This window comes from Phycisphaerales bacterium (assembly GCA_016716475.1).
Taxonomy (GTDB): Bacteria; Planctomycetota; Phycisphaerae; order UBA1845; family Fen-1342; genus JADJWG01.
In genome coordinates this window covers 1,365,660-1,389,740 of sequence record JADJWG010000001.1, presented here as the reverse complement: position 1 = coordinate 1,389,740, position 24,081 = coordinate 1,365,660, and the positions used below count along the sequence as shown (strand labels likewise).

Below are 24,081 nucleotides of genomic sequence, written 5' to 3'. Positions count from 1 at the left end.
AAGGGCGAGGGGCATTGGAAGAGCATCTAACGCGCTGTCACGGATCGTATGGCCCACACCCGGGCGGTGTGACTGTCCCCTTCCCACACTTCCTCGCTGCGGAAGAGCTCGAAATCGGGCAGCAGGGCGGCGAGTTCTGCGCTGCACAGCACACGTGTGGCTGCGGGCCGGCCATGCCGCATACGGTGTTCGGCGGTGAAAGTCTCCCAAAGGAGCGACCCGCCGGGGCGCAACCACCTGCCGCAGTGTGCGAGCGCCACTCGGGAAAAAAAACGTACGCCCAGCACAAGATCCAAGCTCGCCGGGGGAACAAGGTCGGCCGTCTCCGCTTTGTTCAGGTCGGCCTGTACCCAGCTTATACATGCCGAAGGCCCCGCGTATCGCACAGCCCGGTCCGCAGCGCGCTCGAGGGCATCAGGCAAAATATCGACACCGGTGACCTTCCAGCCGGCCGCTGCGAGGTAGACCCCATCGCGGCCGCTGCCGCAACCGAGATCGAGTGCCCGGCCCGGTGTGAGGTGCGGGCAGACCGCGGCCACGAGCGCGGCGGGCCGCCACAGGCGGTACCGCGGCACCGGTGCGTGCGGGTCGGCCGGTTGCCATGCGGTGCTGATCTCCGCCTGCCAACCGTGTGTGTGGAGCCAGGCGAGCGTACGGGGGGCTTCTTCGGATGGTCCCGCGATACGGATAGGGACTGACCGGGACGGCAGCTCGTGCGTACGGCGCGGCAGTTCGTCGAAGGGCAGCATTACTGCGCGCGTGATCGGGCAAGCGCCGGCTTCCGCAGCATTGCGCGGGTCAAGCAGGTCGGTCTCGATGAGGTCGGCGGGTGGCATGGGGCCTACGCAGGCGCGGGATGTTGCGGATGGGCAGTTGACTTTGTGGGTAACATGGTCAGAGGCGGTGGGCGAGTATCACGGTGATGTCGTCCGGCTGGGCACCACCCTCGGTGAAGTTGCGCAGGTCGCTGAGCATCTCCTTGAGCATGACGCTCGCAAGCTGGCCGAAGCCGTCGCAGAGGATGTTCACGAAACGGTCGTGGCCGAAGGTTTCTTCCTGGCGGTTTTTCGCAGTGGTCACTCCGGGGGTAAAGAGCACGAGCGTCTCACCGGACTCGAGCTGTTCGGTGAGTAACGGATACTCGGCGGTCTTGTTGAGACTTAGCGCCGGGTCCGGTTCGTCGGTGCCGAGTGGACGCTCTTCGCCGCGCTGACCGATGATGTACGCGCCCAGTTCACGGCCGGCGATCGCGTACTGGAGCAGCCCGGACTTCGGATCGAGGTAGCCCGCGAAGCATTCCAACGCATGGTCCTTCTGACCGTCATAAAGGATCCAGTTCAACATGCGCAGGAAGACGTTCGGGGCATCCAGGTGCATCCCGGCTGAACGGAAAGCGGTCTGCGCCTGGGCCATCAGCATGGAAGGGAGGGCGCCGCCGGCAGGGGTGTGGCAGATGAGCACGGCCGCGTTGTGGTTGGCGAGCCGCACGATGTCGTACATATTGCCGGTGCGCTCGCGGCCGGGCTCGCGGAACGCGCCGAATTGCAGCTCGCCCTCCCACTGTGGCAGCTTACGGGGTGTAAGGCGCGACTGGATTTCGTGGGCGACGCTGACCTGGCCTTCGATCATCGCGGCCCGGGCCCGGGCCGTGGCTTTGAAGATCGCGTCAAGCTGGTACGCAAACACGCTCATGAGCAGGACGAAGTAGTCGAGCTCACGCATGTCAAAGCGGCGGCCGCTGTCGCCACTGTCGAGATAGACCATGCCAAGCACACCCTCGGGTCCGACGAGCGGGCCGGCGAGAATCGAGGTGCGGTCGGTCGCGCTGACGACCGGCACGAGGATGTACTGCGAGCGATCGAGAATGCGTGGCTTGAGTTCGTGGCCGATTTCGCTGAGATCGGTGGGCTGCCCGGTGATGAGCCGGCCTTCCTCGTACTCCATGGGCCCGTAGTTCACGCGGCGCAGGCCGATCCAACTGCGCTGCGCGGCGAACGTGGCAACGAAAGTCCGCAGCGCGTGGTCCATCAGTTCCGGCACGGTGGCGATGCCGGCGAGGGCCACGACGGTGCGGCCGACGATGTCGAGTTGACCAGGTAAGACGGTCAACGGCTCGTCGGTTTTTTTCAGGATCGCGCCGACGGGGAGGCGGGCCTGTGCGAAGCGTTCGAGGGCCGCACGGGAGGTGCCGATGGCGGTGCGCGCCGGAGCCGCGTCGGCGAACTCCGGATAGATTCGGAGCAGGTAGTCGCCACATTGCACCTCGTCGGCATTGCTCAGGGTGGCCTTATCGACGACGAGGGTGCCGTTCACGCGGATTTCACAACGTGTGTCGAGTTGTTCGAGTAACCAGCCCCCATTGGCGTCGGGGTAGAGGACGGCCTGTTGTGCGGCGATCCGGGCATCGTTGAGATGGATGCGGCAGCCCTCGCGCGAGCCGATGAACAAGGCCTCCTGGCCGCAGATCACGTCGGCGATCATGGCCTCGTTCTGGAGAACGATCACGCGCATCGGGGAGCAGACTCCGGGGCAATGACGGAACCGCCACCCGTACTACGCGTGCCCAGTCGACAGGTTCCAGCGCGGCGTCGCTGCGCCACGGTGGCCGGCAAGCGCGCCATAGCGGCCGTCCACAGCCGGGCGGCATCGTACCGTTGGGCGCAGCGCGCGGCCAGAGGCGTCAGCGCACTTCCCGCGGCGCCATCGAGATCGCCGCGCGTGTAGTGACGCGCCGGTTCAGGTGGTCGCGGCGGCCGGCGCGAGCGTGCTCTTCACTTTTGCCGCGAGCTGATCGGGTGAGAACGGCTTGATAAGGTAGTCATTGGCACCGGACTTGATGGCTTCGATGACCCGGAGTTTCTCGGCTTCGGTCGTGACCATGATGACCGGAGTCTTGTTGCCGGCCTGTCGCAGGGCGCGCAGGGCATCGATTCCGCTCATCTTGGGCATGTTCCAGTCGAGCAGGATGACGTCGAACTGCTCGGTCTGCGCCGCCTTGACCGCCTCGGTCCCGTCGGCGGCTTCGGTGGCCTCAGCGATCCCGACCATGGCGAGGGCCTTGATCACGATGCGACGAATCGTCATGGAGTCGTCTACAACAAGCGCTTTCATGCAACGGCCTCTAGTTCGGGTTGTAGGTCACTTCCATGGTGAAATCCCCGGCGTCGGAGCTGAAGGGCACCTCCAGCCAAACGGATCGGCTGGGGTATTTGAGCCGATAGCCGGCGCCTTCAACCACCGTCGGCAGGCCCAGCTCGAGCGGCGGGTCATGGTTGAACCGGGCCTTGGCCGAGCCGGCCACCATGTTCACCATCTCGGCCACCGCGTCGGTGACCTCATCGCTGACCGCGTTCATATCGCTGCCCAGCATGCGGCTGGCCAGCGCTAGCGCGGTCGGCGGCGGGAACCGCAAGGCGACCACTCCGCTGACCTGGCCGCTCAAGCCGATCAGGGAGGTGATCAACTCGCCCTTGGCCTTGCCGTCGCTGACTTTTAGACCATTGCGGCGCGGTTGTACATGCAACATCGTCGTGAAGACCGTGTCCACTGCTTCAATGAATGGGTTGATGTAACTGACGTCCACGCAGACTGTCCTCCACCGGACTCCATTCCGGCCAGCGCGGCACGGGAAAGACCCGGCCGCACGCCTGGAGCCGGCGGCCGATTCCCAATCGGCTCGCCACGACTCGCTAGGGTCGCATCGTCCGGATCGGGGTGCGGGTTTGGCAATGCGTACTTTGGGCTCGGGCGCGGGAAAGGGCTGGCGTGCGGGGCTCGATAACCGCACAACGGTGGCCGGTCCGGCAATGTCGCCGGGGGATTTGACAGCCCCCGGGAGGCGTGCGATACTCAAGGACTGTCGCTGGTGACCACACGTCACGGGCGGCATGCGACTGGGGCCGTAGCTCAATTGGTTAGAGCGCCGGCCTGTCACGCCGGAGGTTGCGGGTTCGAGTCCCGTCGGCCTCGCTTCCCCCTGTCGCGAGCAACCGGGTGAGGTGGTATCCCCGAAAGGGGTCCCATAACATTTTACTCAGACGCGTTTATCGGGTTCTCGAATCGGATTGCTACGGGTGTGTTCCGGGAATCCCCGAGCCGGCGAGGTTGGGCTGGTAGTTTGCCGCGCGGGAGTCCGGTGCGACTTCCGGCTCGTGATCCGGTGCCGACGAAGCGCAGGGCTCGAGCGGCAGGGCGGGACGCACGCGAGCGCCGCGGACACGGTGGAGGGCATCGCTCAGCCGTGCTTCGAGTGCCCGCAGGCGTTCGTCAAGGGGAGTATCGCTGAGATCAAAAGGTGCATCGTCATCCGTAGAAGGCGTTGCGTCCACGATCTCCACCTCCGCCATCGAATCGGAACGAACACTCTCCGTGGCGGGCTGAACTTCGCAGAAATCCTGCGTTGCGGCTTGAGGGGGGATGGGCGCCGCGGTGTTTTCCGGCGGGTCCCGGGTCACGGTGACGGGCTTTGAAGCCACCACGCGACGAAGACCCTGAGTGCTACGAACATCGTCGAACACTGTGCGGTGAGCGGGCTGGGTATCGACGGGCTCGGGTAAATACCGCCGGCGCTGCAGGCCGCCGGTGATGTTGTGTACGGTGGCGACGATGTGGGGTGCCTCGATCACGACGCGATCTTCACCGAAGGCATCGACCAGGGCATTGTCGCAGAGCTGGTTGATGAGGGCCGGATTGCCGCCGGTGAACCGGTGGATGAGATCGACTGCCGTAGCGGTGAAGAGTTCTCGCCCGTCACCACCGGCCGCTGAGAGCCGGTGGGTGATGTAGTGGCCGACCTCGATGGGCAACAGGCGTGCCAGTCGGCACGTTCGGAACATGCGGCGCTGCAGGCGGATGAAGGCCGGAGCAGCGAGAACTTTGAGCAGATCCGGCACGCCGAGCAGCACAAAGGTTGGCGCGCTGGTCGTGAGGTCGATTGTGGCAAGTGCCAGCAAGTCGCGCCAATTGTGCGCCTGCAAGCCGTCTGCGTTGTCACAGATGATGAGGGCGTGGGGCAGTCGTGCGCCGGCGGTCCGGGCCCATTCGGCCAGCAGGCAATCGTGTGGTTCCGGAGGGGTCGCGCTGCTGGTGCGGGCGGGCCAGTACACGGCCCGGGTGGCGTCCGCGGGTTGACCCAGGCCATGAATCCAGAGGACGTCACGGCCGCGGGTGCCACGCATGGCGATCCGTGCCAGCAGGGTTTTGCCTGTCCCGGAGTCGCCCAGGATCAGGGTACAGGTCTTACGGTTGCGGACGGCGTATTGAAGTGTAGCGAGCGCCTCGTTGTGGCCGGTGCTGGGATAGAAAAAAGCTGGGTCCGGAGACCCCTCGAACGGCGCCCGCTGCAGACCGAACTGTTGCCACGCATTGACTGCCGTCACGGTACGAAATCTCCGGGATTCAACCCTTTATCGGCGCGGAGTGGGAGGGGTCTGAACGCCGGAAAAAAGTGCCGTCGGCGCGGCGCTACGGCACGAGACGTGTCCGCCGGGGTCGCGTTGCTACATTCTCCGGGCGTCAATTTCATGCCGCGGTGGATTCGGTCGATAACTGCCGTGACAGGAGTTGCTGACGGTGGCCAGGGATGGCCTGCTACCACGTGAGCCAAAGTGGCTCGAGGAAGCAACATGCGACGGTCCATCCGCGGAGCGCAGTGGCCCGCGACCTTCCGTCGATGGTTCGGTATTCCCCTCCTGGGGGGGCTGATCCTCGCGGGCGGTTGCACGTCCACGCACGACCAGAGTGTCGCCTTTGTGCGATCCGACGAGGCCGAAGTGGCCGTTGGGACGTACATCGTGCGAGCGCCGGACGCATTGTTGATCCACGCACCCGGGGCGCCGGAGATTGATGGCGCCATCTATGGAGTGCGCCCCGACGGAAAGATCGTGCTGCGACTGTTGGGTGAAGTCGATGTGGCCGGATTATCCACGGAGCAGATCAGTGCAAAACTGCGGGCGCAGCTTTCGCGCTATTACGTGGAGCCGGAGGTGGCCGTTGCGGTCGCCAATTATCGCAGCCAGTACTACTACGTCTTCGGGGAGGTCACGAGCCCCGGGCCGCGGATCTGTACGGGCCGGGACAGTCTGTTGCTCGCTCTGGCCGATGCCCAACCGAATTTCTTTGCATGGCGGAGCCAGATTCGCGTGGTGCGACCCTCCCCGGATGGTGGTGAACGGCGGGTGTTGATCATTGACATGGACAAAATGGTGGACGCCGGCAACACCGAGCAGGACATGCTGCTCCAGCCGGGGGACATCATCCACGTACCCCCGACGCCGCTGGCGTGGGTTGGACATCGGGTGCGTGAGTTGCTGTATCCGGTACAGCCGGTCCTTGATGCCTACAACGCGCCGGCCCAGGGCATTGATTCGACGCGGACCTATGAGTCCGAGTTCGGCAGCGGTGGATCCAGTGGCGGCGGCACGAGGCGACGCTTCTCGCCGTAGACAGCGGGACAGCCGAGACAAGTAACTATGGCCAATCAGCAAGGCCAGGCATTCGATGATCTCCGCAACACGCTCCACGAGTGCGGACGCATTCTACGGGCGCGCTGGCGGCTCGCCGTGGTGGGACTCTGCGTGGTCGGAGCCGTGGCGTTCTGGTACAGCCAGTACCTGCCGCGCGAGTATGTTGCGGCGACGCTGTTTGAGCGCCGCGACGACGCCGTCCTCCAGAACCTGGTGCAGACCAACTCACCGTACGGCTTCGGACACCTGAAGACGACGCTCGCGCTCGACATGGTGGGTTCCCGGGCGCTGGCCCGGGGCGCCGTGCGTGCGGGCCTGTTGGAGGCGACGGATTTTCCCGGCACGGGGGCGCTGAGCGAGACGGAGCGCAGCAAGTTGGACGCGTTGCTCGGGCGCTATGACCTGGCCCCGAACGTGCGGTTGCTGCAAAGCTCTCAGAGTCTTGACACGATTTCGTTAACTTGCACGGCCAACGATCCAATGGTGGCACGCGAGTTTGTAACGGCCCTCCGCGATGGCTACATCGAGGAGAGCCGCCAACGCATCCAGGAAATTCTCGCGAGCACACGGGCGTTCTTCGAGGCCGAGGTCCAGCGGCTGCACAACGAGCTGAACCAAGCCGAGCAGCACCTCCGCAGCGTGTTCGGCGAATTTGCCGGCGTCGCAGACCCCACCGACATCGCGGCACTGGGCACGCGACTCGAGACGATGCGGGCCCACCGCGACACCATTTTCCAGCGGAAGACCGAACTCGACGCCCAGATGGCCGCGCGTGAGACGTTCCTCGCTTCGGTCCCCACATTCCTGGCGTCCGAGCGCGGCGTACAGGAAGGCGGCAGCGCGGCCGTACCGGCGCCCCCGCCGCCACTCGACCCGGCCCTCGAGGCGAGCATCCGGACGGTCAAATCACAACTCATCGAGCTGGTCACCACGCGTGGCATGACAACCGAACATCCCGATGTGCGGCGACTCTTCGCGAAACTCGAGGCGCTGGAAGGGCTGCGGCAGGCCCTGGCGGCACTGTCACCGGTGATCCTGGATACCACTCCGACGCCGGTTGCGGGCATCGAGCCCACCAAGGCCGAGCTCGAATGGCGCACCCAGCGCATGCGGGTCGAGATGGAACTGGATGCGCTGCGACGGCAGCTCGCCATCACCTCGGCTCAGTGGCAGGAGACGAACGAGCGCACGGAGCGTTTCGCCGCGTTGTACGAGCAGTTGAGTGCCGATACCGAAACCCTCCGCCTGGTACGCGAGAAGCGGGGTGGCTCTGCGTCAGAACTGGGTGTTTGGCAGGGTCATTTGACGTACCTCGAACGTGTATTGACGGCCGAAAGCGGCGAACGCGGCACACAGTTCACCCTGATCGAAGAACCGAAGGATGTCACGCGCCCGACACGGCCGCGTGTCGCGACCATCTTCGCGGTCTGCACCGGCCTCGGACTGGCGGCCGCAGCGCTGCTGGTCGCGCTAGCGGAGTTGTTCGACAGATCGTTCCGGTCCGTGAGCCAGGTCACGCGTGTACTGGGAGTGCCGGTACTCGAATGCATCGGCGTGATCCCGACGCCGCGCGAGCAGCGCCGGGCCCTGCGTGCACGGCTGTTGTGGACGCCGGCCCTGGCGGTCCTGATCGGTGCCCTGCTCTTGTCGGCCGGCTTGGCGTACACCGCCGTAGAGCGGCCGGCGCTGCACCAGCGCACCATGGAGCGTGTCGGGGGGCTGCTGGGTCCCCTCGGCGCGGCGGTGGTACTCCCTCTGCCGCGCTGACGGCGCGTGAGGTCTTGTCATGGGTTCGATGACGAAGGTGATGCAGAAGCTGCAAGACGCCGAGGCGGATGCCGCGGCGCTGGCCGCCGATGTAGATAGCGCCCCGGCGGCCGGTTTTGATGCCGCCCCCGCCGGCAGCGACACGCCGACCGTCAGCGAATCCGACTTCACACCGGAAGCCAAGACACCGGCAACTGCGGCCACTTCCGGCTTTGTGGCCGCGCCGCTGCGCGCGACTGCCCCTCCCACACCACAACCAGGAACCAATGGTCAGGCCGTGGCCTGGGATGCCCAGCGGGTGGATCCGGTGGTGGTGGCCTTTCACGACCGTTACTCGGCCATCTGCGAGCAGTACCGATCGGTGCGTGCGCGGCTGCTCACGATGAACCCGACTCATGCACCACAACTTGTCGCGATCACGAGTGCGATCCCGGAAGAGGGGAAGAGCGTCTCCACCCTCAACCTTGGTCTGATCATGGCCGAAGGTGGCGAGCACCAGATCCTGATCGCGGACGCGGACTTCCGGCGCTCCTCGATCGGTCGAATGCTGGGTGTGCCGGACCATCCCGGCCTGGCGGAAGTTCTGCGTGGAGAGCTGACGCTCGAAGCAGCCCTGCGTTCGACGCCCTTCCCGAATCTGAAGCTGTTGCCCGCGGGGCGAGTTCGGGAGAACGCGTATGGTGAGATGCTGAACGGCCCGAACACTGCGGCGGTACTGGGGTCGTTGCGGGAGCGTTTCGACTACGCCTTCATCGACACGCCGCCGGTCACGACAGTGTCCGACGTTTCGCAACTGGCCCCCTACTGTGACGGTGCGATCCTGGTGGTGGAGATGCGCCGCACCCCGGAGCCCACCGTTCAACAGGCGGTGCGCACGCTCCAGGCCAACAACGTGAAGATTCTGGGTTGTGTGCTGTCGCGCTATCGCGATCGCGGGGCCGGTTATTATGCCAACTACTACTCTTCCTACTACTACCGCTGAGCGCGCCCGGGGCAGCGGGGTCACGCCGGCAGCCCGCACCGCTCCGCGTGCGAGTCTCACGACGTTGCCGGCGCCGGTCGAAGTGCGCCGCCTGCACGCCCGTGATGACGCCGCGGCGTGGAATGCACTGCTTGCCACGCGGCCGGAAAGCACCGTTTTTCACACGCCGGCATGGAGCGACGCGGTGGCCACGGCGTTCGGACATCGCTCGCTGCATCTCGGGGCGCTAAGGGACGGAACGCTTGTGGGCGTGCTGCCGCTGATGGAGGTGCGCAGTCTGTTGGCGGGTTGCCTGCACATCAGCGTGCCCTATGCGACTTATGGTGGTGTCGTGGCTGTCGATGCGGAGGCACGTCGTGCACTGGCGCTGGCCGCCGCGGCCAGTGCCGTGACGGCGGGTGCCCAGATGCTCGAACTGCGCTCGGCCGAGTCCGACATTTCCGACTTCGAACTCTTCCCGGGTTACGTGGGCTTTCTGCGGACACTGCCCGACGACCCGGCGGACGTTCCCGCCTTCATTCCCAAGCGGCCGCGCGCAGCGGCCCGGCACGCCCGCGAGCGCGACGGTGTCACCATCACCCACATCCCGGAGCATGCGCGGCTGGTCTGGGAGCTTTATACCCGCAGCATGCGGCGGCTCGCATCCTTGAGCTATCCTTGGCGGTTCTTCGCAGCACTGCGCACGCGGCTGGCGGAAAGCTGCTGGGTGAGCGTGGCCTGGCGCGGCCGGCGGCCTCTTTGCGGCGCCATCAGTCTTGTCCACGGTGACACTGTGACACCCTACATCATGGGTGCCGATGAACGTGTCCGTGCGGACGGTGCAGCCAACCTGCTATATCTCAGTCTGATGGAGCGGGCCGTGCGTGCCGGACTACGCGGTTTCGACTTCGGTCGCAGCCGGGCGGACAATGCGGGAGCCGTCGGCTTCAAGAAGAACCAGGGCTTTGAGCCACAACCGCTCGGTTACCAGCGCTACATCACACCCGGCCACACGGCACCCGATCTGAAGCCGACCAATCCGCGGTATGCGTTGGCGCGGCGTTTCTGGCCGCACTTGCCGTTGCCGGTGTGCCGCCTGCTGAGTGGCTGGGTCGCGCGGGCGATTCCGGGGTAGGAGGCCGATGGCACCGATGCGAATTCTCATGCTCACGCCCCGCTTGCCGTTTCCACCGGATCGCGGTGACAAGGTGCGGCCGTGGGTGATCCTGCAGGCACTTGCGCGTCGGCACCAGGTCTGGCTGGCCTCGTTGGGAGAAGAGCCGCCCCGGCCGGAGGATCTGCAACACCTGCGGCGTTTGTGTGCGGACGTAGCCGTTTTTCCGCAGTGGCACGGGCCACGGCTGTGGCGTGGGGGCGTGAGTCTGCTGGGCGGGCGCAGCGTGACGGAAGGGTGGTTCGGTGATCCGCGCATGGTGGCGTTGCTGGACCGCTGGCGGCGGGAAATCCAGTTCGACGCGCTGTGGACCTACTCTTCCGGTCTGGCGCGTCTGGGTGACCAGGTGCCGTGCGGCCGCCGGATTCTCGACCTCTGTGACGTAGAAAGTGCCAAGTGGCAGCGGTACGCCCGCAATAGCCATACACCCCTGCGACTGCTCTACCGCGTGGAGGCCGCGCGCGTCGAGGCCCTGGAGCGCGTGGTGGCGCGGTCGTGTGACCTGTGTTTGATGGTGAATGAACGCGAACGGCGCAAGCTCATTGCGCGGGTCGGCCCGATCGAGGCCGAGGTCCTGCGCACGCCTGTGGCGATCGAGGAATTTTCGGAATTGGCGCCTCCGGCAGCGACTCTTCCGACGGCGCCTGTGGTGGGCATGCTCGGATCGATGTTCTTCCCGCCGAATGTGCAGGGCGCGCTCTGGTTCGGCCGGCACGTGTGGCCGCGCGTGCGCGCCGTGCTGCCGGATGCCCAGTGGCGCGTCGTCGGGGGGCGGCCGGTCCGCAGGGTGCGGGCGCTGGGTCGGCTGCCCGGGGTCGAAGTCGTGGGCTACGTCCAGGATATCCGCGCGGCGCTCGCCGAAATGCGCGTGTTCGTGAATCCCGTCATCGGTGATCTGGGCGTTCAGACGAAACTGATCGTCGCAATGGCGGCCGGCCGTCCCGCCGTGGTTACCCCGGATGCTGCCGCGGGCATCGACTACAGCGATCCGCCACCATTCCTGATCGCTGGTGCGCCGCAGGCGTTCGCGGATGCGGTGGTGCGACTGCTGCGGGACGACACCCAGGCCCGCCGCCTGGCGATCCGGGCGTACAAAGTGGCGCACAGTGGGTACGACGTGCGTGTGTTGCTGCCGCGCATCGAGCGCTGGCTTCGCGGTAGTACGGACGAGGTGCAACCGGCCGCGCGCTCCATCGTGTCGGCTGAGCGTCCGGATCCCGTGATCCGGCGGGAGGTGGCGCGCCTGTGATCAGCGGCCGCCAGATCGTGTGCATTGCCAGCAACTGGCACGATCATCCCACCAGCAAGCACCACGTCATGCGTCTGCTCGCCGAGCAGAATGATGTGATCTGGGTGAATTACCATGCGTCGCGGCGGCCGCGTCTGAGTGGCACCGATACCCGCCTGATCTGGCGCCGCATTCGGCAGGCCCTGCGCCCGCCGGAGCGGGTGTTGCCGCGGCTGACGGTGCTGTCACCCCTGCTGATTCCCTTGCCCGCATCCCCGCTCGCGCGGCGGATCAACGGTTGGCTGTTGGCGCGGCAGATTCGTTCGGCCCTACGGGCTTCGGGGGACGCCTCCCACTCCGACACGGCGCATGCTGCACGACCGGTGCAGCTCTGGCTCTTTGCACCGGACATTCCCGAGGTGATCCGACCGCTGGGCGCGGAGCGCAAGGTTTATTACTGCGTGGATGATTTCGCCGGATTCAGTGGATACGACGCTGCCCTGGTCGAGCGACTGGAGGCCGCGACCGTTGCGGCAAGTGATCTCGTCGTGGCGACGTCACCCGAACTGTTCGAAGCTCGTCGGCGGCAACACACACGTGTGCATCTGGTTTCGCACGGCGTCGACTATGAGCACTTCGCGGTGACCCCCACCCTGCCGGCGCATGAGATTCCACTCGAGCTGCGCGGACACCCGCGCCCGGTGTTCGGTTACATGGGGCTCATCAGCGACTATGTGGACCTCGCGCTGCTTGCGGCCGCGGCCCGGAATCGACCGGACTGGTCGTTCGTCCTGGTCGGCGAGGCGCGCTGTGAGCTGGGTGAACTGGCCGGTCTGAGCAACGTGCACGTGCTGGGCGGGCGATCGTACGCAGACCTGCCGCGTTATTGTCGTGGATTCGATGTGGGGTTGATCCCGTTCCGCATGAGCCGCCTGACACGTGCGGTCAACCCGATCAAGCTACGGGAGTACCTGGCAGCGGGTCTGCCGGTGGTTTCTTCGCCGATGACCGCGGTGCTGCCGTACCGGCCGGCGGTGCAGACCGCCGAGACGCTGCCCGAATTCCTTGCGGCCTGTGAGGCGGCCTTGGAGCAGGCGGCGCACGTGCCGGCGGTCGCGCGGCAGGTCCTTGTCCGTGACGAGGGTTGGCGCCGCCGCATCACGGATCTTGCGCTGCTGGTGCAGGAACTACCCCTTACTCCAACGGGTGCTCAGGAGCAACTTGAGCATGCCCCCGCGGGGGACCCCGTGCGCCGACAGGTGCCTGTGGCGGTGTAGCCGCAGCGCGACTTGCCGGGGAGCATTCTCCATGCTCAGGCCGTGTGCAGGATGGCAGCGCCCAGCAGCAGCAATAACGCCACAAAGAGCACGGCCCACACGGCAAACAGGCGATGATGCTCGTGTGATCGCAGTGGTCGGCGCCGCTGACGTACCGTTCGTGTGACGTTCGCAGCGCACTCCATCTCGCCGGCGCACACTCGGCAGGTGTGCGGCTCATTGAGAATCCGTGTCGGTACGAATTCCCCGAAGCCGCAGGTACCGCAGGTGATTCGGGTGTGAGCCGGTACGCTCAGTCGCCGTCCGCAACCCGGACACGCAAGCCGGTGTCCGCGGAGTGGTACATGCAGCGGTTCCTGGCAGGCACAACAACGCAGCAGCCCGACGCGCGCCCGTAGTGGGGGTGATCCTGCCCGGTGCTCGACGCGCACGCTCCGACCATGATCACGCCTGAGCGTTGCCAGTGAGGTGCCCGCAGCGGGAGTGGACCGTGGAGTCGGCGGCGCAAGACTCATCATTTTCCATATCGGCACCTTGCCGGAGCGGACTATGGCGAAGCCGGTGGTGATACGAAGTGCGTCACGGCAGTCCGACCTGCCGATACCACGGCTATGGGTGCTCTCGATGTGGTGGTGAAGCCGGTCAACACGGCCGGCGCGGGAACAACGCATCATCCGTTGCTGGCCTTCTCTGTGGACGTGGAAGAGTACTACCATGCCGAGACTTTCTATCGGACGGTGCCGCGCACGCAATGGCCGGAGTTGCCGCGGCGGGCGGCGCCCTGCCTGGAGCGTCTGGCGGGACTGTTGGAGCGCAGTGAGTGCCGGGCAACGTTCTTCGTCCTGGGTGACACGCTTCCGCAATTGGGTCCGTTGTTGACCGAGTTCGCCCGCCGCGGGCATGAGCTCGCCTGTCACGGGTATGGGCATGATCATCTTGAGCGGCTTACGCCGGCCATGTTCCGCACGGACGTCCGCCGTGCCCGCGACGCGCTGCAGCAGCACACCGGGGTGACGCCGCGCGGCTACCGCGCGCCGACTTTCTCCATCACGGCGCGTACCGCCTGGGCGCTCGATGTGCTGCTTGACGAGGGGTTCAGTTACGACGCCAGCATCTTCCCGATCCGGCACGACCGCTACGGCGTACCGACGGCACCGGCGACTCCCTTTCAAGCCATTGCTCCCTCCGGCCGCGAACTGCTGGAGTTTCCCCCGCTCACGCAGGCCTGGCCGGCGGCGCAGCACGCGCTGTTGCGCCTGCCCTTGGGCGGCGGCGGCTACCTGCGTCTGTTGCCCGTACGGTGGATCATGCGGGCCCTCCGGCGGGCGACTCGCGCGGGTGAACCGGCCGTGCTCTACGTGCATCCGTGGGAGCTCGACCCCGGCCAACCGGTCCTGCCCCATGGACGGCTGGCGCGGTGGCGGCACCGCGTGAACCTGGGCCGGACAGAAGCGAAGCTCGCACGCTTGTTCGCAGCATACCGCTTCACCACCTGCGCACGGGTGCTGGGAGGCCTGCGGCCGGAAACGCTGCCGCGGTTCGACCTGGCCGGGACGAATCTCAGAGCGTAATGACCTTTTCTGCGGTCGCCAGCTCGTGCACGATCTCATCCATATTCGAGACCTGCCCGATCGCCGGAATGACGCCGTAGAAATCGAGGCACGTGCCGCACGGGCGCAGGTCGACGCCGTTATCGTGCAATTGGGTGAGTTCGATCAGGACGGGTGAGTCGGCCGCCACGAGTCTCGCCCCACTGTTGAACAACACGATTGCGTGGAGTTCCTGAAGCGCCGGGGCCTTTCGCAGAAACGTACCGAGGATCTTGCGACCCAGAGCCGGATCGCCCTGCCCCATCTGGTCATGGTTGAGTACAAGTACCGTTCGCATCGGGTCCTCCCCGGCGTGGCGACTCAGTGAATCCAGCGGACGTTGCCGAAATCCGGCAGTAACGGGACCCCGACCACGGGCATCCGCAGAAAACCCGGCCAATAGACCAGGAATGCGCGGCCGATGAGCTGATCCGCTGTAACCGTGCCCGGCTGATATTCCCCCGCCGCCGCGGCGGCACGCAGATGCGGGCCGATGGCACTGGCCTGGTCGCGGCCGAAACCGAAGCGCGAATCTTGACTGCTGGGGCTGTTATCTCCCAGAAGGTAGTACTGGTGGCGGGCCAGTGTGAGTGCGCTGCCCTGTGTGCCGTAGTGACCGTGCTGCACTTCGGAAAGGTAATACACATCGCGCTCGATCAGGAGGTGCCGCAGCGTGAGGGCGGTGCCGACTGCGGTGATGCGCAGACGCGCGGTGGGCTGCTCGATGGAGAGGCGTCGTGCGTTCTGCGAGGTTAACCTGTAGCCCGCGGGCTGCGGTAGATCCAGCGTTTCACCATCGAGTTGAACACCTACACGGCCATCAACATGGTAGACCGCGAGGTGTCGGGGGTGGGTAGTATCGATCCCGGCGCGCTCGCCACAGAGCACGGGCTCGACGATGTCTTCAGCGCGCGCAGTCGCATGTCGGCTGTGTAGCAGTTGAATCCGACCGTCCTGATGCAGGCGGGCGTGGAACTGGTGGGTATCGTAGGTGGTACTCAGTTCCACGTAACCGCCCGCAGGCGCAGCGGAGTCGAAACGAATTTCCGTCGACAGGCGTACATCGCACACATTCTTGACGGGGAAGTCCACCCGCGGCTCGTTGTAGCCGTAGACATCCTGCACGCGACCGGGCCGCTGTGAATCGAGCGGATCGGAGGCGAAGTGAATCGTGGCCGGGCCGCTGCCTGCGAAGTGTGGCGCGCGGGTGTCGAGCGCTTCCCAACCGGTTCCTCCCAGTGGCGCCCATCGCGGCCAATAGTTGGCCTGACCTGCCGGCTGGCGCGGGGCGAAATCGTGGTTGTAGTAGGGAAACCAAAGGGAGCGCTGCACGAGGTCGGGTTTGGCGGCGAGCTCGTCGTTGATGAAGACATCACCGTTGATGAGTTCCACGCGCTCGCCGGGTAGTGCGATCAGGCGCTTGATGTAGTTGGTCTGCCCGTCGGTGGGCACCTTGAAAACAACGACGTCCCACCGGGCGGGTCCCAGTCCGGGTACGGCCGCGAAAGGCCAGTCATAAGTCCAGCCGTGCACGAAAATACGGTCACCGGCTGTGGCCGCGAGCGGACGGGCGGAGCGGTTATCCGGTTGCCCGCGCGGTGGGGCGATGGCGGCCGGTGACTGCGGTGACTGGCGCCAACGGCAGTTGGGGCACTGGGTAACGGGGTGGTAGGGTTGCATGCCGTGCAAGGGTTGCCAGCCGACCGCGAAAGCGACGCCGCAGTTGGGGCATGTGCAGAAGGCATGGGCGCCGCGCAGCGTCTCCGCCATTGATCCGGTGGGGATAATGAAAAGTGGCAGGAAGAAGCTCTTGAGAATCAGCAGATAAATGAAGAAGCCGATGAAGGAAGCGGATTGCTCGATCCACGACTCTTTTTGCGGCTGTGCACGACGCGATGGCCGGGGCTCGGAAGTCTTCACACGCGAATCCGGTAAACGGGGCACTCGGTGATTTAGGGCATCATCGTAGCGTACCGGCCGGCTTGGGGCAGGGCAATCCGGGGTACGGATGTAGCGAAGGGCCGGTGTGCGCGTCAGAATGCGCGGGCGTTGACACGAATGAAGGCACCACCGATTCACAAGTCTGACGGATGCGAGACATCATGCCGGACTGGCACAGTATGCAGGTGACGCTGGAGCGCTGCGGAGTGGTGGCCGTGGCCGGTGGGCTGGGATCGGTAGCACGCTACCTGCTCGCGGGCTGGACACAGGCGCTGGTGGGACCGACGTTTCCCCTCGGAACGCTCGCGGTGAACCTGAGCGGTTGCTTCGCGATCGGTGTGCTGTTTCCGCTGCTCACGGAACGGCTGCTGGTCCCTGAGCATGTGCGCATCGCGTTGTTGATCGGATTTCTCGGCGGCTTTACGACGTTCTCGACACTCGGACTGGAGACGTACAAGCTGCTGGAAGCAGGACAATTGCTGCGAGCGCTGGCCAATGTGCTGCTCAGTGTGGTCCTGGGATTGGTGGCCGTGTGGGCGGGGTTCCGCCTCGTCGTCTGGTGGGGTGGGAGTGGAGCACCATGAAGATCCCGGAACAAGGTTGTCTGCTGCGGATTTTCATCGGCGAGAGCGACCGCTGGCACGGTCGACCGCTGCACGAGGCACTCGTGCTGAGGGCCCGGGAACTGCACATGGCCGGCGCGACGGTCCTGCGCGGGCCGATGGGTTTCGGGGCGCACAGCCGGCTGCACACGACCAAAATCCTGCGGCTGTCAGAGGATCTGCCCATTTTGATCGAGATCGTCGATAGTCCGGCCAAGATCGAGGCCTTCCTGCCCGAGGTGGACGCGATGGTGACGGAGGGGCTGGTCACCATGGAAGATGTGCGTGTGCTCAAGTACCGCGCCGACGGGCCACCGGAGTAACCTCGGTTGACAATCCTCCCGCGTCCACCGTCCAACCCTGGCCGGTGCCAGCGATACCCAGTTCCGTGAATCTAATCACCAACTAATCGGTCTTGCGATCTGTTGTTCCCGGCGGCAATTCTCGAATGCGGATGTTCCGGTACCACACCCGGTCACCGTGGTCCTGTAGCACCACGTGTCCGCGCGGAGCACGGCCGAAACCCGGCATTTGTGAAAATTTGCTCGCGGCGACACGGCGCTCCCAATCCTCGCTTCCGATTTCATACTGCACGATCCGCTCCCCGTTGAGCCAGTACTCGACTTGCGCCCCCTGCATGCGAATACGGGCCTCGTTGAATAAACCTACCGGTCGGGTTACGTCCCGCAGCGGTGCATGCAGGGCGTAGTCCGCGCCGGCCGACGTGAGCGGGCTGCGGCCGTCAGCGTGCTCCGCGTTGTCGAGCACCTGCATTTCCGGCCCGGTCTCCCAGGGGTAGTTGCGCTCTTCCGAGGCACGGAAGAAGATGCCGCTGTTACCACCCGGCGAGATGCGCCATTCGAGCACCAACTCGAAATTCTCGAACTGGTCCTCCGTGCAGATGTCCCCACCGGGGCCGACACGCACCAGGCAACCGTCGCGGACTTCCCAGCCCGCGGGGGCCGTGTCGCGTCGCCAGCCGCGCCAGCCCGCGGTCGTCCGGCCGTCAAAGAGCAGGCGCCATCCGGCGCGAACCTGCTCAGGGCTTAGAATATTCTGTGGTTCGATGGGCGGCGCTGGGCGCGGGGTGCCGCGCCGCTCCGGTAGCGCATTCAGGGTCAGCCACGCTTCGGTTGTCCACGGCAGAGCACCTTGCTCTGACACGCACGGCGGCAGCAGCCGGAGGTAAACCACATGCGATGTTCGCAATTCGTCCGTCTCGAGGAACACCTGGCGGCGATCCTCCGAGACGGTCGCGGACTTCACGGGATAGACGCGTCCGTCACGCTGTGGTTCGCGGTTGGCGCGAAGGTCGAATGGCCATTGTTCGAGGTAGTACGCCTCAGTCTCCCAGCCCACGCGCGGATCGAGCGGTTGGGTGAACTCGAGCTCCAGTCCGTTGGCCAAGGCACGCACGTCGCGCAGCTCGAACGCGACGTCCCCGCTTTCGACCATGCTGGATGGCCCCCCCAGGCCGAATCGGAACACGACGCCCTGGGGAGGTGCGGCACCGTCGTCAACGACCACGATACGTTTCGCCTCGCCGCCCTGTACGAGCCAGACGGCAACGTGATCGGCGTAAGTCGCCCCTAACAGCGGCATCGCGACGCCATAGAGATATGGTCGTTCCTCCGGTGGCAGCCAGACAACAACGGGTCCGGCGCCTTCCGGGCGCGGCGTGCCCATGTGGGACAGGCGGCCATCCTTGAACCAGGAGAGCAAATAGGGATCGAGCTGCGCACCGCGTGGTACGCGCCGGAATGCGGGGTGCAGTTCTGTAAGCGGCCGACCGTCGCCCGGGCGACCGCGCCGCAGGGCGGGTATGACGTGCTTTCTGCCCGGGGAGGTCTGCGGCGTGGGCGTTGCCGTATGCCAGAGAGCGTCGGCCGGCACGAGGGTGAACGCGTCGGGACCATCCTCGGGTGTAGCCCATTCGAGCGTGAGTTGAGCGCCGGCACCGGCCTGAAAATGCCGGATGTAGAGCGCATGGTCACCGGGCGGCAGTTCAAAGGGGGCGCTGTCCTTCGGCTCCGGACCGTGCAAGCCGTCATGATCGATCAGCAGCCGTCCGTTGAGCCAGAGGAGGGCGCCATCGTCACAGCGCAACCGCAACCGGTAGCTGCCGGGCGCCGTGGTGCGCAGCAGACCGCGCACCTCGGTGACGAATTGTTCGCGCAGATCGCCGAAATCGCCCCGGTCGAGAACGAGATCGAGCGTCGGAACGGTACGGACGTGGTTGGGGGTCTGCCCGGTGACCAGTTCGGGTACGGAGCGCAGATCCACTCCGACGTCGTACAGCTTGACGAGCAGCCCCGGCTCAAGCTCTGCTTGCACTACTCCCACAAACCCGAGCAGCACGCCGAAAATCACACCACCGCGCGCAGCATTCATGTTGTACGCCTCACGTCCCCCACTGGATGTCTCAGCTTTTCAAACTGTCGGACCGGATGCACTCCAGTCCGCCCATGTACCCGCGCAGGGCCGCCGGCACGGTGACGCTGCCGTCGGCGTTCTGATTGAGCTCGAGCAGCGGAATCAGGATCCGTGGGCTGGCGATGACGGTGTTGTTCAGAGTGTGGCAGTAGTCCGGTTTGCCTGTGTCTCCACGGCGATACCGCAGATTGAGCCGCCGGGCCTGGAAATCGTGGAAGCGGCTGGCGCTGTGCGTTTCGCCGTAGGCCTCGCGGCTGGGCATCCAGGTCTCGATGTCGTACATGCGCACCTTGCCCTGCCCCATATCCCCGGTGCAGACCTCCATCACGCGGTAGGGCAGTTCAAGCTTCTGGAGTACCTCTTCCGAATTTCGGAGGATGATCTCGTGCCAGCGGGCGGATTCGGCCGCCTCTGCTGCGCAGATCACCACCTGTTCCAGCTTGTCGAAGTAATGGATTCGGTAAAGGCCGCGGGTGTCCTTGCCGGCAGCACCGGCCTCGCGCCGGAAACATGTGCTGCGGGCTACGTAGAGCTTGGGCAACTCCTCTTCCGCGAGGATTTCGTCCATGTGATAGCCGGTTACGGGCACTTCGGCCGTACCGACCAGACTCTGGGCGTCACGCTCGCAGAGGTACACCTCGTCACGATGCAGCGGGAAGAAGCCGGTGCCCTCCATGAGCTGATCATTGACCAGGACCGGAACGGTGAGCGGTGTGAAGCCGCGGACCATCATGTGGTCCCAGGCCAGCCGGAGTACGGCTTCGTGCAGCAGGGCACCGGCGCCGCGCAGCACGTAGTTACGGCTCCCGGCGATCTTCACGCCGCGATCAACGTCGATGATGCCGAGCCCTGTGCCCAACTCGAGATGATCGCGAAAAGCAAAACCGAAGTCCGCGCGCAACCTCGGCGTGCCGTGCCGGCGAACCTCGACGTTGCCGGTTGCATCCGGGCCCACGGGCGCAGCGGGGTCCGGAATCTGCGGAACCAGCAGGAGCAGGGCCCGCAAATCACGCTCGACCGTTTCGCGCTCGCTGTCGATCTCCTTGAGGCGCGCCTTGATCTGGCCGAGGGCCTTGCTTAGCTCGGCTTTCCGGGCGCCGGGCGCCTTGGCGACCTCCTCGCCGGCGGTCCGTTGGCGGTTGCGAAGCTCGTTGAACTCCGTTTCCAGGGCACGGCGCCGCGTGTCGAGTGCCAGCAGGCCGTCAAGATCGAACCGGATGCGCTTGTCGGTGGCGGCCTTGCGGACAAGCTCGGGTTGCTCACGGATCAGCTTGAGATCGATCATCGGCGTCGGACTCATCAAGGGTTGCGCCACGGAGCGCCGTTCAACCGACCGGCACCAGCGCCGACCGGGGGCGAGCGGGCATTATACGTGCGGTGCGGACCGGCGGTGAGGGCGTACGAGCGGGTGGCCCGGTCCCGGTTTGCCCGCACCCGGTGAACGTGCTACAAAACACCTGCGCGACCAGCCGCGGCCGCTGCGGATACGAACCCGGCCCGGCGCGGGCCGCTACCCCCGGCCGTGGTCCCGCGCCGGCTCCTGCGGCCCAGCGTGAACCCGAAGTGAGCACCCATGAGCTTTCTCGATCTCGGCAATACGTGCGTCATCGGCCTGCAATGGGGGGATGAGGGCAAAGGCAAGGTTGTCGACCTGCTGCTCGAGGACTACGACGTCGTGGTGCGCTACGCCGGCGGCGCGAACGCCGGGCACACCGTGGTGGTGGGGAACGAAAAGTTCGCCCTGCATCAGTTACCCAGCGGGATTCTGCGGCCGAGCGTCGCCAGCATCATCACTGGCGGTGCGGTGATCGATCCCGCCATCCTGTTGGCGGAGATCGCCTCGTTGCGGGAGCGCGGGGTGACCATCGGCGACAACCTGCGGATCAGCGATCGGGCGCACGTCGTGTTTCCGTACCACCGGCGGGAGGATGCCCTGGCAGATGCGGCCTCGCCGGCCGCAGCCCGGATCGGCACGACCGCGCGTGGCATCGGTCCGTGCTACGCGGACAAGTACGCGCGTTACTGGGCGATTCGGCTGTGCGACCTGAGCCCGGTGGCGCGTTTTCGCGAGCGTCTGGCGACGGTCGTGGCCCACAAGAACGCCTACCTGCGCGGCGTGTACGAGGACCGCGAGCCGTTTGATGCCAGCCAGATGGCGGACGAGTACCTGGCTTTTGCAGCCGAACTGAGGCCGTTCATCTGCAACACCACCCCGCTGCTGTATAAGCTGCGGCAGGCCGGAAAACGTACGCTGTTCGAAGGCGCACAGGGCAGTCTGCTGGACATTGATCACGGGACCTACCCGTTTGTGACGAGTTCGAGCGCGGGTGGTGGCGGTGTCGCCAGCGGTGCGGGCGTGCCGCTGGCGGCCAGCCAGTCGGTGGTCGGAGTGCTGAAGGCCTACGTGACACGGGTCGGCGCCGGGCCCTTTCCGACGGAGTTGCGCGACGCCGTGGGAGACGCGATCCGGCAGCGGGGCAACGAGTTCGGCACGACTACGGGGCGGCCGCGGCGCTGCGGCTGGTTCGATGCTGTCGCGGCGAGTTACGCGACGATGTTCGGCGGGCCGACTTGCCTGGCGATTCTGCATCTCGATACGCTCTCGGGCTTCGAGAGCATTCCGGTCTGCGTGGCGTACAAAGTCGATGGGCAGGTTCTGGAGGAATTTCCGGCCGACATCGACGTGCTGGCGCGGGTGCAGCCGGTGTATGAGTCCCTGCCGGGCTGGACCGAAGAGCTCGGGGACTGCCGCCGGTTTGAAGAGCTGCCCGCCGCCGCGCGCGATTACGTGCGGTTCCTCCGCCAGCGTCTGGCGACACCCGTCCGGATGATCGGGGTCGGACCGGGACGTGCGCAGATGATTCTGGTGGAAGGCGAGGTCTGAGACCATGCCGACGCAGCCACCGCTCGACCCGGTCGCGGTGCTCGGCCTGCCGGCGCACGCCCTGCCGCGCCACATCGCCATCATCATGGATGGGAACGGCCGGTGGGCCCAGCAGCGGAACCTGCCGCGCATCGAGGGGCATCGCCACGCGGCGACGGCTGTCCGCGACGTGGTTACACACTGCGCGCGGCTGGGGATCGAGTGCCTGACGCTCTACAGCTTCAGTCTGGAGAACTGGAAACGTCCCAGGCCGGAAGTGGACGGCCTCATGGCGCTGTACGCGCACTATCTGGCTTCGGAACGGGCCGAGATCCTGGCGAATGACATCCGTGTACGACAGGTGGGCCGGCGCGCCGGATTGCCGGCGGCGGTGCTGCACGAGCTCGACGTAACCGAAGGTCTGAGCAGGAACAACCAGGGCATGACGCTTTGCCTGGCATTGAACTATGGCGCGCGGGCCGAGCTGGTGGATACCTTCCGGAAACTCGCGGAGCGCGTTGCGGCCGGCACGCTCGCACCGGACAAGATCGATGAGCAAATCGTGGCCGGGGCACTCTACACGGCCGGGCTGCCGGACCCCGACCTGGTGATCCGGACGGCGGGGGAGCTGCGCATCAGCAATTTCCTGCTCTGGCAGATCAGCTACGCGGAGCTTTATGTCACCCCGGTGCTCTGGCCGGACTTCGCCACGGCGCAGCTCAACGAGGCCTTGCAGGAATACGCGCGGCGCGTCCGACGGTTCGGCGATGTGATCGCACCGCCGGCCACGGGACATGCTGCGGGTGGTGAGCCCCAACGGACTTGATATGCGGAAACGCCTGATTGTCGGCATAGCGCTGGCATTGGTCATCCTGGTCGGGGTCGGTCTCGATGGCTGGCTCGCGAACCGCCGGCCTTTCTCCTTTCCCATGCCCGGCACAGGCCTGGATCTGGGCATCTGGGCCTGTCATGGCCTGATCAGCACGGCCATCATCTTCGTACTGACCTTCAGTGCGACCCGTGAGTTGGTCGCGCTGGCCCGGGCGCGGGGTTATCGCCCATTCGGGCGTACGGCCCAGTTCTTTGCGACGATCCTCGTGCTCGGGCCGTACATTTCGTTTCATCTCAAGCCGGTGGCGGGCGCCTACGACGAATCCTGGGGCTTATTCTGGATGGCCAACGCACTGGCGTGCGTATTCCTGTTGCAGGCCCTGCTGCATAAAACCGAGAAAGCGATGGAGAACATCGCGACGACCATTTTCATCGTCTTCTACGCGGGTGGCCTGGGCAGCTTCATGACGAAGCTGCGCATGGAGGTCGAGGGCAGCACCGGGGTCTTGCTGCTGGTGTTCTCCGTGTTCCTCGTGAAAATGACGGACACCGGGGCGTACTTCGTGGGTTCACTGACCGGGCGGCACAAGATGGTGGCGTGGCTCAGCCCAAAGAAGACGTGGGAGGGATTCGCCGGCGGTATGGCGACGACGATTCTCTGCGCCGTCGGCGTCGGGCTGTGGCTGCAGAGCGCCGGATACCTGGTGCTGCGCGAGCCGCGCGTTCCGTTCGTCCTCGCGATGGTGCTGCTCGGGCTGCTGCTGGGGCTGTTTTCCGCGGCCGGAGATCTGTGTGCGTCCCTGCTGAAGCGCGATGCGGCTGTCAAGGATTCGGGTCAGGCATTGCCGGGTCTGGGCGGCGTGCTGGACGTGCTTGATTCGCCGCTGCTGGCGGCGCCGGTCGCATGGGTCTTCTGGACGCGCTTGTTTCACGTCGCTCCGTAGGCGGAGC

Annotated in this window: 21 protein-coding genes and 1 tRNA gene; 13 read left to right on the top strand and 9 right to left on the bottom strand. The window is 65.7% G+C overall.

Features of this window, described 5'->3' with window-relative positions; translation table 11 throughout:
• Nucleotides 1-26: 26 nt before the first annotated feature.
• The 4 genes from IPM18_05750 to IPM18_05735 all read right to left on the bottom strand — a co-directional run bounded on the left by IPM18_05750 (nucleotide 27) and on the right by IPM18_05735 (nucleotide 3,583).
• Nucleotides 27-836: a class I SAM-dependent methyltransferase gene (locus tag IPM18_05750; GenBank protein MBK9119093.1), complete on the bottom strand. Its 810-nt coding sequence runs from the start codon at nucleotides 834-836 to the stop codon at nucleotides 27-29.
• Nucleotides 837-894: 58 nt separating this feature from the next.
• Nucleotides 895-2,511 carry a SpoIIE family protein phosphatase gene (locus IPM18_05745; GenBank protein MBK9119092.1) on the bottom strand — a complete coding sequence of 539 codons (1,617 nt, stop codon included), beginning with the start codon at nucleotides 2,509-2,511 and terminating at the stop codon, nucleotides 895-897.
• A 225-nt stretch (nucleotides 2,512-2,736) separates the two neighbouring features.
• Nucleotides 2,737-3,111 carry a response regulator gene (locus IPM18_05740; protein MBK9119091.1) on the bottom strand — a complete coding sequence of 125 codons (375 nt, stop codon included), beginning with the start codon at nucleotides 3,109-3,111 and terminating at the stop codon, nucleotides 2,737-2,739.
• Between the two features lie 10 nt (nucleotides 3,112-3,121).
• Nucleotides 3,122-3,583: a chemotaxis protein CheX gene (locus IPM18_05735; protein ID MBK9119090.1), complete on the bottom strand. Its 462-nt coding sequence runs from the start codon at nucleotides 3,581-3,583 to the stop codon at nucleotides 3,122-3,124.
• A gap of 312 nt (nucleotides 3,584-3,895) precedes the next feature.
• On the opposite strand from IPM18_05735, the gene IPM18_05730 reads away from it, so the two are divergent.
• A tRNA-Asp gene (locus tag IPM18_05730) sits at nucleotides 3,896-3,969 on the top strand.
• A gap of 98 nt (nucleotides 3,970-4,067) precedes the next feature.
• Here IPM18_05730 and IPM18_05725 read toward each other — a convergent pair.
• Nucleotides 4,068-5,378 (bottom strand): AAA family ATPase, encoded by a 1,311-nt coding sequence (locus IPM18_05725; protein ID MBK9119089.1) that lies wholly within the window; start codon nucleotides 5,376-5,378, stop codon nucleotides 4,068-4,070.
• Nucleotides 5,379-5,624: 246 nt separating this feature from the next.
• On the opposite strand from IPM18_05725, the gene IPM18_05720 reads away from it, so the two are divergent.
• The 7 genes from IPM18_05720 to IPM18_05690 all read left to right on the top strand — a co-directional run bounded on the left by IPM18_05720 (nucleotide 5,625) and on the right by IPM18_05690 (nucleotide 14,442).
• On the top strand, nucleotides 5,625-6,443 hold the full coding sequence (locus IPM18_05720; GenBank protein ID MBK9119088.1) for a polysaccharide biosynthesis/export family protein: 819 nt from the start codon (nucleotides 5,625-5,627) through the stop codon (nucleotides 6,441-6,443).
• 27 nt (nucleotides 6,444-6,470) lie between these two features.
• Nucleotides 6,471-8,231 (top strand): hypothetical protein, encoded by a 1,761-nt coding sequence (locus tag IPM18_05715; GenBank protein MBK9119087.1) that lies wholly within the window; start codon nucleotides 6,471-6,473, stop codon nucleotides 8,229-8,231.
• A 19-nt stretch (nucleotides 8,232-8,250) separates the two neighbouring features.
• Nucleotides 8,251-9,213: a CpsD/CapB family tyrosine-protein kinase gene (locus tag IPM18_05710; GenBank protein ID MBK9119086.1), complete on the top strand. Its 963-nt coding sequence runs from the start codon at nucleotides 8,251-8,253 to the stop codon at nucleotides 9,211-9,213.
• Nucleotides 9,179-10,327, top strand: coding sequence for a GNAT family N-acetyltransferase (locus IPM18_05705; protein ID MBK9119085.1), 1,149 nt, complete (start codon nucleotides 9,179-9,181; stop codon nucleotides 10,325-10,327). Before IPM18_05710 ends, IPM18_05705 begins: the two co-directional genes overlap by 35 nt.
• A gap of 7 nt (nucleotides 10,328-10,334) precedes the next feature.
• Entirely contained in the window at nucleotides 10,335-11,615 is a 1,281-nt protein-coding gene (locus IPM18_05700) for a glycosyltransferase (GenBank protein ID MBK9119084.1), read from the top strand.
• Nucleotides 11,612-12,871 (top strand): glycosyltransferase, encoded by a 1,260-nt coding sequence (locus IPM18_05695; protein ID MBK9119083.1) that lies wholly within the window; start codon nucleotides 11,612-11,614, stop codon nucleotides 12,869-12,871. The genes IPM18_05700 and IPM18_05695 overlap by 4 nt, the downstream gene beginning before the upstream one ends.
• Nucleotides 12,872-13,482: 611 nt before the next feature.
• Nucleotides 13,483-14,442 carry a DUF3473 domain-containing protein gene (locus tag IPM18_05690; protein ID MBK9119082.1) on the top strand — a complete coding sequence of 320 codons (960 nt, stop codon included), beginning with the start codon at nucleotides 13,483-13,485 and terminating at the stop codon, nucleotides 14,440-14,442.
• On the opposite strand, the gene IPM18_05685 is transcribed toward IPM18_05690, so the two are convergent.
• Together IPM18_05685 and lepB are read right to left on the bottom strand one after the other, a co-directional pair.
• Nucleotides 14,432-14,758 carry a DsrE family protein gene (locus IPM18_05685; protein ID MBK9119081.1) on the bottom strand — a complete coding sequence of 109 codons (327 nt, stop codon included), beginning with the start codon at nucleotides 14,756-14,758 and terminating at the stop codon, nucleotides 14,432-14,434. The two genes, IPM18_05690 and IPM18_05685, sit on opposite strands and share 11 nt — an antisense overlap.
• 23 nt (nucleotides 14,759-14,781) lie before the next feature.
• Complete coding sequence (lepB, locus tag IPM18_05680; GenBank protein MBK9119080.1) at nucleotides 14,782-16,380, bottom strand: signal peptidase I; 1,599 nt, start codon at nucleotides 16,378-16,380, stop codon at nucleotides 14,782-14,784.
• 200 nt (nucleotides 16,381-16,580) lie between these two features.
• Between lepB and crcB the strand changes: the two genes are divergently transcribed.
• Together crcB and IPM18_05670 are read left to right on the top strand one after the other, a co-directional pair.
• Nucleotides 16,581-16,985 carry a fluoride efflux transporter CrcB gene (crcB, locus tag IPM18_05675; GenBank protein MBK9119079.1) on the top strand — a complete coding sequence of 135 codons (405 nt, stop codon included), beginning with the start codon at nucleotides 16,581-16,583 and terminating at the stop codon, nucleotides 16,983-16,985.
• Complete coding sequence (locus tag IPM18_05670) at nucleotides 16,982-17,326, top strand: DUF190 domain-containing protein (GenBank protein MBK9119078.1); 345 nt, start codon at nucleotides 16,982-16,984, stop codon at nucleotides 17,324-17,326. The genes crcB and IPM18_05670 overlap by 4 nt, the downstream gene beginning before the upstream one ends.
• Before the next feature lie 82 nt (nucleotides 17,327-17,408).
• Here IPM18_05670 and IPM18_05665 read toward each other — a convergent pair whose 3' ends face one another.
• Together IPM18_05665 and serS are read right to left on the bottom strand one after the other, a co-directional pair.
• Nucleotides 17,409-19,394, bottom strand: a complete 1,986-nt coding sequence (locus IPM18_05665; protein ID MBK9119077.1) for a DUF1080 domain-containing protein — start codon at nucleotides 19,392-19,394, stop codon at nucleotides 17,409-17,411.
• 31 nt (nucleotides 19,395-19,425) lie between these two features.
• Nucleotides 19,426-20,721: a serine--tRNA ligase gene (gene serS / locus IPM18_05660; protein MBK9119076.1), complete on the bottom strand. Its 1,296-nt coding sequence runs from the start codon at nucleotides 20,719-20,721 to the stop codon at nucleotides 19,426-19,428.
• A gap of 288 nt (nucleotides 20,722-21,009) precedes the next feature.
• On the opposite strand from serS, the gene IPM18_05655 reads away from it, so the two are divergent.
• From IPM18_05655 to IPM18_05645, 3 genes are read left to right on the top strand one after another with little or no spacing between them, the layout of a single operon-like run.
• Nucleotides 21,010-22,320: an adenylosuccinate synthase gene (locus IPM18_05655; protein MBK9119075.1), complete on the top strand. Its 1,311-nt coding sequence runs from the start codon at nucleotides 21,010-21,012 to the stop codon at nucleotides 22,318-22,320.
• Between the two features lie 4 nt (nucleotides 22,321-22,324).
• Entirely contained in the window at nucleotides 22,325-23,125 is an 801-nt protein-coding gene (locus tag IPM18_05650; GenBank protein ID MBK9119074.1) for an isoprenyl transferase, read from the top strand.
• 1 nt (nucleotide 23,126) lies between these two features.
• Entirely contained in the window at nucleotides 23,127-24,074 is a 948-nt protein-coding gene (locus IPM18_05645; GenBank protein MBK9119073.1) for a phosphatidate cytidylyltransferase, read from the top strand.
• Nucleotides 24,075-24,081 lie beyond the last annotated feature (7 nt).

What these genes read in the sequence shown, in the direction of transcription:
- crcB (MBK9119079.1), top strand. Translation starts at nt 16,581, where the DNA reads ATGCAGGTGACGCTGGAGCGCTGCGGAGTGGTGGCCGTGGCCGGTGGG.
- IPM18_05650 (MBK9119074.1), top strand. Translation starts at nt 22,325, where the DNA reads ATGCCGACGCAGCCACCGCTCGACCCGGTCGCGGTGCTCGGCCTGCCG.
- IPM18_05645 (MBK9119073.1), top strand. Translation starts at nt 23,127, where the DNA reads ATGCGGAAACGCCTGATTGTCGGCATAGCGCTGGCATTGGTCATCCTG.
- IPM18_05665 (MBK9119077.1), bottom strand. Translation starts at nt 19,394, where the DNA reads ATGAATGCTGCGCGCGGTGGTGTGATTTTCGGCGTGCTGCTCGGGTTT.
- IPM18_05705 (MBK9119085.1), top strand. Translation starts at nt 9,179, where the DNA reads ATGCCAACTACTACTCTTCCTACTACTACCGCTGAGCGCGCCCGGGGC.
- IPM18_05670 (MBK9119078.1), top strand. Translation starts at nt 16,982, where the DNA reads ATGAAGATCCCGGAACAAGGTTGTCTGCTGCGGATTTTCATCGGCGAG.
- IPM18_05685 (MBK9119081.1), bottom strand. Translation starts at nt 14,758, where the DNA reads ATGCGAACGGTACTTGTACTCAACCATGACCAGATGGGGCAGGGCGAT.
- IPM18_05710 (MBK9119086.1), top strand. Translation starts at nt 8,251, where the DNA reads ATGGGTTCGATGACGAAGGTGATGCAGAAGCTGCAAGACGCCGAGGCG.
- IPM18_05720 (MBK9119088.1), top strand. Translation starts at nt 5,625, where the DNA reads ATGCGACGGTCCATCCGCGGAGCGCAGTGGCCCGCGACCTTCCGTCGA.
- IPM18_05740 (MBK9119091.1), bottom strand. Translation starts at nt 3,111, where the DNA reads ATGAAAGCGCTTGTTGTAGACGACTCCATGACGATTCGTCGCATCGTG.
- IPM18_05750 (MBK9119093.1), bottom strand. Translation starts at nt 836, where the DNA reads ATGCCACCCGCCGACCTCATCGAGACCGACCTGCTTGACCCGCGCAAT.
- IPM18_05700 (MBK9119084.1), top strand. Translation starts at nt 10,335, where the DNA reads ATGGCACCGATGCGAATTCTCATGCTCACGCCCCGCTTGCCGTTTCCA.
- IPM18_05745 (MBK9119092.1), bottom strand. Translation starts at nt 2,511, where the DNA reads ATGCGCGTGATCGTTCTCCAGAACGAGGCCATGATCGCCGACGTGATC.
- IPM18_05715 (MBK9119087.1), top strand. Translation starts at nt 6,471, where the DNA reads ATGGCCAATCAGCAAGGCCAGGCATTCGATGATCTCCGCAACACGCTC.
- serS (MBK9119076.1), bottom strand. Translation starts at nt 20,721, where the DNA reads ATGATCGATCTCAAGCTGATCCGTGAGCAACCCGAGCTTGTCCGCAAG.
- IPM18_05655 (MBK9119075.1), top strand. Translation starts at nt 21,010, where the DNA reads ATGAGCTTTCTCGATCTCGGCAATACGTGCGTCATCGGCCTGCAATGG.
- IPM18_05690 (MBK9119082.1), top strand. Translation starts at nt 13,483, where the DNA reads ATGGGTGCTCTCGATGTGGTGGTGAAGCCGGTCAACACGGCCGGCGCG.